The organism is Allokutzneria sp. NRRL B-24872, from assembly GCF_002155965.1.
Taxonomy (GTDB): Bacteria; Actinomycetota; Actinomycetes; order Mycobacteriales; family Pseudonocardiaceae; genus Allokutzneria.
Window position 1 is genome coordinate 1 of sequence record NZ_MUMH01000259.1, and the last position, 9,322, is coordinate 9,322.

The 9,322-nt window shown below is 70.7% G+C and carries 12 protein-coding genes; 4 read left to right on the top strand and 8 right to left on the bottom strand.

Translation table 11 applies throughout. The features are described 5' to 3' along the window. Positions 1 to 104: 104 nt before the first annotated feature. From CCN37_RS37065 to CCN37_RS37075, 3 genes are read right to left on the bottom strand one after another with little or no spacing between them, the layout of a single operon-like run. The gene (locus CCN37_RS37065; RefSeq protein WP_086830050.1) at positions 105 to 1,022 is read right to left on the bottom strand and encodes an asparaginase domain-containing protein; all 918 of its coding nucleotides are present in this window, start codon (positions 1,020 to 1,022) and stop codon (positions 105 to 107) included. Beyond that, positions 1,019 to 1,726 (bottom strand): Clp protease N-terminal domain-containing protein, encoded by a 708-nt coding sequence (locus tag CCN37_RS37070; RefSeq protein WP_086830053.1) that lies wholly within the window; start codon positions 1,724 to 1,726, stop codon positions 1,019 to 1,021. Before CCN37_RS37070 ends, CCN37_RS37065 begins: the two co-directional genes overlap by 4 nt. Positions 1,727 to 1,773: 47 nt before the next feature. Beyond that, positions 1,774 to 2,973 (bottom strand): FAD-dependent oxidoreductase, encoded by a 1,200-nt coding sequence (locus CCN37_RS37075; protein ID WP_086830075.1) that lies wholly within the window; start codon positions 2,971 to 2,973, stop codon positions 1,774 to 1,776. A gap of 83 nt (positions 2,974 to 3,056) precedes the next feature. Here CCN37_RS37075 and CCN37_RS37080 point away from each other — a divergent pair, with 83 nt between their 5' ends. Together CCN37_RS37080 and CCN37_RS37085 are read left to right on the top strand one after the other, a co-directional pair. Next, positions 3,057 to 3,899: a class I SAM-dependent methyltransferase gene (locus tag CCN37_RS37080; protein WP_371505670.1), complete on the top strand. Its 843-nt coding sequence runs from the start codon at positions 3,057 to 3,059 to the stop codon at positions 3,897 to 3,899. A gap of 51 nt (positions 3,900 to 3,950) precedes the next feature. Further along, positions 3,951 to 5,306, top strand: coding sequence for an MFS transporter (locus tag CCN37_RS37085; RefSeq protein WP_086830057.1), 1,356 nt, complete (start codon positions 3,951 to 3,953; stop codon positions 5,304 to 5,306). On the opposite strand, the gene CCN37_RS37090 is transcribed toward CCN37_RS37085, so the two are convergent. After that, entirely contained in the window at positions 5,284 to 5,727 is a 444-nt protein-coding gene (locus tag CCN37_RS37090; protein ID WP_086830059.1) for a hypothetical protein, read from the bottom strand. The two genes, CCN37_RS37085 and CCN37_RS37090, sit on opposite strands and share 23 nt — an antisense overlap. Before the next feature lie 9 nt (positions 5,728 to 5,736). After that, on the bottom strand, positions 5,737 to 6,153 hold the full coding sequence (locus CCN37_RS37095) for a hypothetical protein (protein ID WP_086830062.1): 417 nt from the start codon (positions 6,151 to 6,153) through the stop codon (positions 5,737 to 5,739). A 115-nt stretch (positions 6,154 to 6,268) separates the two neighbouring features. On the opposite strand from CCN37_RS37095, the gene CCN37_RS37100 reads away from it, so the two are divergent. Then, entirely contained in the window at positions 6,269 to 7,003 is a 735-nt protein-coding gene (locus CCN37_RS37100; RefSeq protein WP_086830064.1) for a thymidine kinase, read from the top strand. Here the strand turns inward: CCN37_RS37100 and CCN37_RS37105 are convergent. From CCN37_RS37105 to CCN37_RS37115, 3 genes are all read right to left on the bottom strand, one after another. Beyond that, complete coding sequence (locus CCN37_RS37105; RefSeq protein ID WP_086830066.1) at positions 6,990 to 7,871, bottom strand: glycosyltransferase; 882 nt, start codon at positions 7,869 to 7,871, stop codon at positions 6,990 to 6,992. The genes CCN37_RS37100 and CCN37_RS37105 overlap by 14 nt on opposite strands. A 41-nt stretch (positions 7,872 to 7,912) precedes the next feature. Continuing rightward, complete coding sequence (locus CCN37_RS37110; RefSeq protein ID WP_086830068.1) at positions 7,913 to 8,281, bottom strand: STAS domain-containing protein; 369 nt, start codon at positions 8,279 to 8,281, stop codon at positions 7,913 to 7,915. An 80-nt stretch (positions 8,282 to 8,361) separates the two neighbouring features. Further along, positions 8,362 to 8,850 carry a DUF4383 domain-containing protein gene (locus CCN37_RS37115; protein ID WP_246843537.1) on the bottom strand — a complete coding sequence of 163 codons (489 nt, stop codon included), beginning with the start codon at positions 8,848 to 8,850 and terminating at the stop codon, positions 8,362 to 8,364. A 193-nt stretch (positions 8,851 to 9,043) separates the two neighbouring features. On the opposite strand from CCN37_RS37115, the gene CCN37_RS37120 reads away from it, so the two are divergent. Beyond that, positions 9,044 to 9,304 (top strand): hypothetical protein, encoded by a 261-nt coding sequence (locus CCN37_RS37120; RefSeq protein ID WP_086830072.1) that lies wholly within the window; start codon positions 9,044 to 9,046, stop codon positions 9,302 to 9,304. Positions 9,305 to 9,322 lie beyond the last annotated feature (18 nt).

Sequence of the window (9,322 nt, forward strand, 5' to 3'; positions counted from 1 at the left end):
ACAAGTAGCCAAAACGCGAGAAGTGACGGCTGCGGCGGAGTGCGGGGGGCTATAGGGTGGACCAGTAGGCGAGGGCGAAGAGGAGCAGCGCTAGCCACCAGAGGCTAGAAGTGCGCGAAGTACGACCGCACACCGGAGACTCCTCCTCCGCCCAACGCCACCATGAGCGCGCTGCGGGCCTGGCCGACGCCGAGTCCGCGTGAGCCGATGGCGCCGACCTTGCTGACGATCCCGATGTCCGCCAACGGGTGCTGCTGCGCGCGCGAAGCGACCACGACCGGGATGTCCCAGTCCACCACTTCACCCACGGCCGCGAACATCTCCACGGGGACGTTGCCGATGCCGGTGCCGTCGAGCACGATCCCGCGCGCCCCCGCGTCCACGACGGCCGTCAACTGCTCCGCCCGAGCACCGGGGTAGGCGGCGATCACCGCAACGTCGGTCTCGGGCTCCCCAACGGGCGTCGGCACGGGCGGCACACCACCGCCGATCAGCACCACGCGGCCGTCAATCACCTTGCCCACCAAGGGTTTCACCCCCGACGACAGACCGCAGACCGACGTGGCGTCGACCTGGCGGACCCACCGCGCGGCGTGCAGCTCATCGCCCGCGCACACCACCACACCGGCTCCGCGCAACACCGAACTGCCAGCGGCCACAATGGACGAAGCCAGGTTCCCGGGCGCATCGCTCAACGGCTCATCACGCGGCCGCACAGCACCGGTGAACACCACCGAGCCCAACCGGCCCGCGTCGCCCACCATCAGCTCGGTGAAGAACGGCGTGTGCTCAACGGTGTCAAACCCGTGCGCCACAACGACTCCACCGAAGCCGTCGACCACGAGCGCGTCACGGACCCGCCGCGCGATCGCCAGCATCGTCGACGGCGTGACATCCCAGCTGGGCTCGGCGAGAACGTCCTCGACCACCACTCCTGTCGGCACCAGATCGGCCCCGCGCGCGACCGAGTTGCGGGACTGCGCGATCGTGTCCGCGGTCGCGAGGACCAGGGTCGGCTTCACAGGCCCACGTGCTTCTCGATGCGCTCCAGCCGCTGCATGATCGCTTGGAGCACCGCCGCCGCATCGGGCTGAGAAGCAGCCTGAGGACCCGCCTGCGCACGCAGGTGCACGTATCCCGCGAGCGCCGCCGTCACCGCCCGCCGCGTCAACCGCAGCTCAGCGCCGTGCGTCCGCAGGAGCTGACCACCCGCTCCGTCAGGCTCGGAAACCAGGCCCAGCAACAGGTGCTCGCAGCCCACGTAGTTGTGGCCGAGCGCGATCGCCTCGGACACCGCCAGCTCCAGCACGTTCGCCGCGTCGCTGCCGAAGCGCTGCCCGCTCCCCTCCCCCGTGGCCGCCGCGCCGTCCAGCTCGCGCAGCACCTGCGCCGGGTCGATCTCCAGCACGCCGAGCACCTGCAACGCCAGGTTGCCGCCCTCGGCCAGCATCCCGCCGAGCAGGTGTTCGGAGCCGACGTTCTCCGCGCCGCCGCGCCGAGCCCGCTCGATACCGAGCTTCACCGCCGTGCGGGCGCGCTGGGTGTAGTTCGACAGCCGCGCGGTCGGATCGTCGACGTCGAGGTCGCCGAGCGCGGTCTCCCTGATCGCGGTCACGCGGCGCACGGACTGCTCCAGCGCGCGCTGGCAGATCGCGGACACCGGCACGCCCGTCTCCTTCACGGCCTCGGCCAGCTCGTCCGGCAGGTACACGTTGATTTTCGGCACGGGATACCCCCCTTCGCTTAGGTACCCCCTTTGTACCCCCACTGGGGTTACATGTCCAGCACCGCCGGGTTCAGCCGGGGCCGGAACGGGCCGTAGGCGTTCGCCCGCGCCGCAGCCTTCCGGAACGGCGCCAGCCCGCAGAGCAGCCGGAACACCAGCGGGAACCGGTACGGCAGCCCGGTCGCGAGCGCCTTCGCGGTGCGCTGCTCCACCCGCACCTGCTGCGCCTGCACCTTCTCGATCGCGGGCTCGCGCAGCCGCTGCACCTCCGCCAGCACGTCCTCGCCGACCTCCCCCGCCTTGAGCGCGGGAATCAGCACGTTGGCCGCGACCACCGCGTCCTGGACCGCCATCAAGATCCCGTTGCCGCCCACCGGCGAGATCACGTGCGCGGCGTCGCCGATCATCAGCAAACCGGGCCGGTGCCACCGCTTCGCCCGTGCGATGTCCACCGACAGCAACGTGATCTGCTCGAAGCCGGTCAGCAGGTCCGCGCGATCGGCGAGCCACCGCACGTTCTCCCGCACGAACTCGCGGATCGGCTCCACACCCGCGCGCCGCGCCTGCTGGAATCCGCCCTTCTGGATCGTGTAGCCGACCTGCCACGAGTCCGGCCCGCCCAGCAGCCCGATGTAGTGCCCAGCGCCGAAGTAGATGTCCACGTCAGCCTCGGGCGGATCGTCGGAGCGCCGGGGCAGCCGGAACCACAGGATGTCCCCGCCCCCGCCGAGCGAGGTCACCGGCAGATCGGCCAGCCGACGCATGCGCGAGAACCGCCCGTCCGCCGCGACCACCAGGTCCGCGCGCACCACCTCGCCGCCGCACCGCACGCCCACCACGCGCCCGTCCTCCTCGACGAGGCCGGTGACCTTCGCGTTGGTCCGCAGCTCGAAGTTCGGGTAGACGGCGGCTTCACGCGCGAGGAAGTCCAGGAACCGCGCCTGCGGCATCAGCGCCACATAAGGGAACTTGCCACCGATGCGGTCGTAGTCGGCGGTCCTGACCGTCCACCCGGGACTGTGCAGGGAGAACGTGGTGGCGCGGAAGTGCTCCAGCTCCAGCAGCCGATCAGCGAGGCCGAGCTGGTCCATCAGCTCCAACGTCGCCGGGTGCAACGAGTCGCCGCGGAAGTCGCGGTCGAAGTCCGGCTGCGACTCCAGCAACGTGACCTCGACCCCCGCCCGCGCCATCAAGTACGCGAGCACCAGGCCGCCCGGCCCACCCCCGACAACACAGCACCTCGACATGCAACCCCACTCCGTCAGCATCAACTTCGTCGAACCCTAAATCGACGAGTGCCCAGAACGCCGTCCCGAATAGCCTGCGCAACATGACTGCAACCGTTGACCCGTCCAACTCCGCCCAACTCGACGCCTGGAACGGCGACCAGGGCTCGTTCTGGACGAGACGCGCGCAACGGTTCAACGACGGCGTGGCCGCCTACCGAGACCACTTCTTCGCCGCGGCCGCGATCCAGCCGCACGAAGCCGTGCTCGACATCGGGTGCGGCAGCGGGCAAACCACGCTCGACGCGGCGCGGCAGGCCAAGAACGGATCGGCGCTCGGCGTCGACCTCTCCGAGCAGATGCTCGAACTCGCACGCCAGGACGCGGCGCCGAACGCGACCTTCCTGCACGCGGACGCCCAGATCCACCCCTTCCCCGAAGGCAGCTTCGACATCGCGATCAGCCGCCATGGCGCGATGTTCTTCGGCGACGCCCTCGCCGCGTTCAGCAACATCGCCCGCGCGCTGCGCCCCGGCGGACGGCTCGCGCTCCTGACGTGGCAGCCCGCCGTGCGCAACGAGTGGATGACGGCCTTCCGCACCGCCTTCTCCGCCGGGCGGGAACAGCCGGTGGTCCAGCCCCGCGCAGGCGCGCTCAACGACCCCGACCTCACGCGGGAGCTGTTGACGTCAGCGGGATTCACCGATGTCGAGCTGCGCCCGGTCAGCGAGCCCATGTACTTCGGCCGTGACGCCGAGGACGCCCTCGCGTTCATCGTCGAGCAGTTCGGCTGGATGACCCGCGAGCTCGACGACGAGACACGGGACCGTGTCATCGAGGAGGTGCGCGCCAGCATGAGCGAACACCAGACCGAGCAGGGCGTCTTCTACGGCTCAGCTGCCTGGATCGTCCTGGCGCGGTGTGCTCTTCGGTCCGACAGAGATTAATTTCACTCGACACTGAAGTCATCGAGGTAAGTGATGCCTTAGGATGCCCTGGTGCGAACCGGTGATCAGGTCGTCCAGGAGCTGCCCTGGCGGTGGAACACCCAGGGAACGATCTTCCTGGTGGGCGGGCTCGGCTTCATGTTCGACGCGTGGGACGTGGCCCTCAACGGCTTCCTGATCCCGCTCGTCGGCGCGGAGTGGGGCCTCACCACCGGGGAGCGCGGCTGGGTCGGCACGGCCAACCTGATCGGGATGGCGGTCGGCGCGTTCGCCTGGGGCGGGATCGCCGACATCGTCGGACGGCAGCGCGCGTTCCGCTGGACGCTGCTGATGTTCTCGCTGTTCACCGTGGCCGGAGCCGCGGCACCGGACTACGTCACCTTCTGCGTGTTCCGGTTCCTCGCCGGAGTCGGGCTCGGCGGCTGCATCCCGGTCGACTACGCGCTCGTCGGCGAGTTCACCCCGGCCCGGGTGCGCGGGCGCGTCCTCACCGCGATGGACATCTGGTGGCCGATCGGCGCGACCCTGTGCGGCCTGACCTCCACGCTGCTCGCCGGCCTCGGCGGCTGGCGCGCGCTGATGCTCGTCATGGTGCTGCCCGCGCTGCTGGTCTTCTGGGTGCGCCGCTCGGTGCCGGAGTCCCCGATGTACCTGGTGCGGCGCGGGCGCGGCGAAGAGGCCCGCGCGGTGATCGACCGGCTCGTCGCCCGCACCGGCGCCGAGGTCGGGCCGTGGCGGCTGCCCGAGGCACAGCCCGCTCCCCGGCTCACCCCGCGCGCGGTCACCGCCCAGGTCGCCGCGCTCTGGCGGTTCAGCCCCAAGATCACCTCAACGGCCTGGGCGGTGTTCCTGACCGTCTTCGTCCTCTACTACGGCGCGCTGACCTGGCTGCCGAGCATCCTCAAGGCCGAGGGCTACGGCGACTACGCGGCCTTCATGGTGGCCACGCTGATGACCGCCGTCGGGATCGTCGGCGTGCTCGTGTCCGCGTGGCTGGTGGACGTGGTCGGCCGCAAGTGGGTGATCGGCGTCAGCGCCCCGCTGTCCGCGCTCGCGCTGGTGCTCTTCGCCGCGCAGCTGGAGATCGCCTCCGCCGCCAAGCTCTGGATCGCGGTCTACGGCTTCCTCGTCCAGGTCACCATTCCCGCGCTCTACGCCTACGTCTCCGAGCTGTACCCGACCGAGCTGCGCGCGAGCGGCTTCGGCTGGGCCTCCACCGTGAGCCGGGTCGGCGCGGGCTTCGTGCCCCTGCTCTTCGGCACCGTGCTGTGGCCGCACCTCGGGCTCGCGCTCACCTTCGCGGTGATCGGCGCGGCCGTGCTGCTGGCCATGTTGTGGATGGCCCACGCCGCGCCCGAAACGCGCAAGCACGAACTCGACGCGGTCAGCGAAGAGCAGGGCTCATGAGGTCGAGCTCCAGCCGGTTCCCCCAGTCGTTGGTGAACACGGCGCTCATGCCGTCGTAGCACACCCCGACGAACGGGTTGGAGTGGAACATCGTCGCCACCCACCGCAACGAGCCGTCGGCGTTGAGCCGGGCGAGGTAGCCGATGTTGCCCATCCCGCCGCCCCCACCGGACATCCGGCCAGAGCCGTTCGGCAGCGGGCTCTCGAAGTTGGTGTCCACCTCGTCGAAGCCGTCCTCCGCGACGGCTTCGGCGACGTCGAACGGTCCTCCGACGCGGAAGGGGATCGGCTGCCCGGCGTCCGGGTGGTAAGCCCCCGGTCCTTCGACGTGCACCTCCAAGCCGGTGTCGTCTGGCCGGTACAGCCCATCACGCCCCGGCATCCGCCCGAGCTCCCAGAGACCCTCGACCACTCCCGACATGGACGGCGCCTAGGACGCGACGTTCACATCAGGACGCGGGTAGTGCCCGACCGAGACCGCGAAGCGCGTGGCGCCCTCGGTCGGGCACAGCCACACCGCTCCCCCGTCGAGCCGCGTGCTCACCGCCTGGTGCCCGTGACCGGGGCACTCCGGCCACCCCGGCAGGTGGTCCACGACCACGCTCTGAAGGCGCTCGGCGACCTCCGTGCACACGTCCTCGTCATCGCCCCGCGCGGAGACCGATCCCTCGACCTCGCCGCCGCCGAAGCGCAGCCTGATCCGCACGCCGGAATCGCCGTGGTCAGCGACGATCGCGGTCACCGGCAGCGAGCCGTGGGTGGCGCAGACGTCGATCAGGAAGCGGCGCGCGGCCTCGGCGACAGAGCGCGCCGCGGGAGTCCAGGAGCGGACATCGACCAAACTCATCGGCGCAGTGTAAGGACCCGGTTCCACACGGTGAGCCCGACCCCGAGCTGATCTTGCGACGCGCCGGGCATGCCCTTGCACCGGGCCGCGTCACCACCCGTTAGTGTCGGCGCCCGTGACACAGACCGGACACACCCCTGCCGTGGACGCGACGCACGCCCTCTCGCCGGTGCCCTCCGCCGCCGCGCGCCGCGACCAACCCGTCCCGGGGCGCATCCGGTACTACTTCGGCCCGATGGCCTGCGGGAAGTCCACCCTCGCGCTGCAGATCGACCACAACCACGCCCGTCAGGGGCGACGCGGCCTGCTGCTGGTGCGGCACGACCGCTCGGGAACGCCGACGATCTCCAGCAGGATCGGCATCACCAGGGACGCCATCGAGGTGCACGAGGAGATGAACATCCAGGACCTGGTGCGCGCGCAGTGGGCGGGCAACCAGCGGGTGGACTACCTCATCGTGGACGAGGCGCAGTTCCTCTCCCCCTGCCAGGTCGAGCAGCTCGCGGAGCTGGCCGACCACGCGCAGGTCGACGTCTACTGCTTCGGCCTGGCCATCGACTTCCGCAGCCACCTCTTCCCCGGGACGCAGCGGCTGGTGGAGCTGGCCGACGAACTGCACCCCGTCCAGGTCGAAGTCCTGTGCTGGTGCGGCTTGCCGGGCAAGTTCAACGCGCGCACGCAGGACAACCGGATACTGCGCGAGGGCGACACCGTGCTCGTGGCCGACACCGCCGACAGCGACCCCGGAGCCGAGAGCACGGTGCGCTACCAGGTGCTCTGCCGCAGGCACTACCGCAGCGGCGAGCTCGGTCCGCAGGCCGTCCCGGCGGGTCAGCTCAGCCTGGCGTGAGCGCGGCGGGCGGGGCGCACTTCGCGTAGAGCCGCACCATCTCCTCGGTGACGCGGTCCCACGAGTAGCGGCACTCGACGCGGTCCCGCCCAGCGACGCCCAACGTGCACCGCCGCACCGGATCGCCGACCACGCCGCGCAGCACCTGAGCGAGCGCGCGCGGCTCCCGGGTCGGCACGTGCACTCCGGTGATGCCGTCGACCACGACGTCGGCGAAGGCTCGAACCGCTTGCGCCACAACGGGAACTCCGCACGCCATCGCTTCGAGCGCGAGGCGCCCCGCGGAGTCCCGCCGCGACATGCAGACCACCGCGTCGGCTGAGCGCAGCAGCTCCGGCGTGACGCGATCCCCGGCGACCACCAGCTCCGTCTCGGGGACCGAGCCCAAGGCCGCGCGCACGACGTCGATGCCGTCCTCGTCGGGTGCGATCACGCGATAGGTCTCGGCGCGCTCGGCCACCGGCCCGTTGGGACTGAACACCGTCGTGTTCACCCCCGCGGGCACGACCGAGATGCGGCTCCTCGGCACGCCCGCCACCACGAGATCGGCCGCATCGTCTTGGCACGAGACAACAATCCGAGACGCCGTACCGCCGACGACCCGCTTGGCGAGGCGGTGCTCCGTGGCGTCGAGACCGTCGCAGGTCAACAGGACGGGGATGGTCGTGTGCTGGACGGCCGCCAGCGCCGCCAGGCCGGACAACCACGAGTGCGCGTGCACGACGTCCGGCGGATCGGCGGTGAGATCCCGGCCCAAGCCCATGTGGCCGTGCCGGGTGACCGTGTGCCCGAGTGCGGACAACCGTTGCGGCAACTCATCGGTGTGCGGATGCCGAGCGGGCTCGGCCGACACCAGCGCGATTCTCACACCCCTGATAGTTGCCGTAGTGCAAAGAACTCAAACCGCGTTCACGCGGCCAGGGCCTCCCGCACGCTCGGGTAGAGGCTGAACTCCGAGGTCAGGCCGGAGACCGCCAGCGCGCGCGTCACCGGCTTGGTCGACACCGCCAGCCGCAGCTGCACCCCCTGGGCCGCCACCCGCAGCGCGGCCTCGTGCAGCACGGCCAGGCCGACCGAGCCCATGAAGGACACGCCGTCGAGGTCGGCGACCACGACCGCCGTGTCCGAGTCGGTCGCCGTCAACGCCTCCTCCAGCTCGCGGGCGGAGTACATGTCGAGTTCGCCGACGACCGTGACCACGTTCGCCGCGCCGGTCCTGGTGACCCGCACGTGCAACAGCGGCTCGGACTGCCCCGGATCGAGTTCGTCGCTGGCCATCACGGCACATTCCCCGGACGTGTGAGCGGATGGGATCTGAATCCTGCCAGCCTACTGATTCCCCGGCCCGGCACCAGAGCTCAACGGCAGGCGGGGACCGCGTCCCGCTGCCGGGAGAACTCACCTTCCGGGGTGGACTTCTCCGGCACACGCCAACACAGGGCGAAGATCACCATCATCGCCGCGAGCCCCACGTGCAGCCAGGAGCCCGCCGGGTCCAGCGGCAGCACGTTCGCCGAACTGCCCTGCGGCACGAGGAACCCGTACAGCCCGAGCGCAAGCGAGACCACCGCGCCGACCGCCAGGAAGCGCCGGGCACCGCGCGCGGAGTTGCCGAGGGTGAGCCCGGCCGCGCCGAAGAGCAGGTGCACCACGTTGTGCAGCACGGAGACGTCGACGAGCCCGAACAGCTCGGCGCCCGAACGCGGTCCGGCCATCTTGAGCAGCGCGTAGTCCGTGGTGAGCCCGGGAACCAGCCCGCAGATGCCCAGCAGCAGGAAGGTCGCGGCCACCAGGCCCGCCGCCCACTGCACGGCCGCGCGCTGACCCGCGAGGAGGAGCTGTGGCACCGCAGCCGCCCTTACCGAGTGATCACCGTCGGCGGCCCGTCCACCAACTCCCGCGTCGATCATTCTCCCGTCCCGGGGCAGCGGAACGCCAGCCACCCCCGCGAACTCGGCCGACCTTTCGTCGCTAGCCTGAGCTTTCCCCGCGCCGACAACGGTTTCCGGCGCGTTCCCCTGGTGTCTGGAGTGCTTCGCCGTGTCTGTCCCTAGGTCCTTCTCCACCCGAGCCGCCGGTATCGCCGTCGCCGTCGCGGGCGTCTTCGCCGCCGCCTCCCCCGCCCAGGCGGCGGTCGTGCTCAACGACCAGCCGCTGGGCCTGCGCGCGTTGAACAACGTCAGCATCCTTCCGATCCAGCTCTGCGGTACGGCCAGTTCGTGCGAGAACGCCCCCGTGGGCGATCACATCTCGGAGATCGTCACCAACAGCGTCGTGCGCGGTGTGAAGGGCAAGCCCTGACCCGCTAGGGCCTGTCCT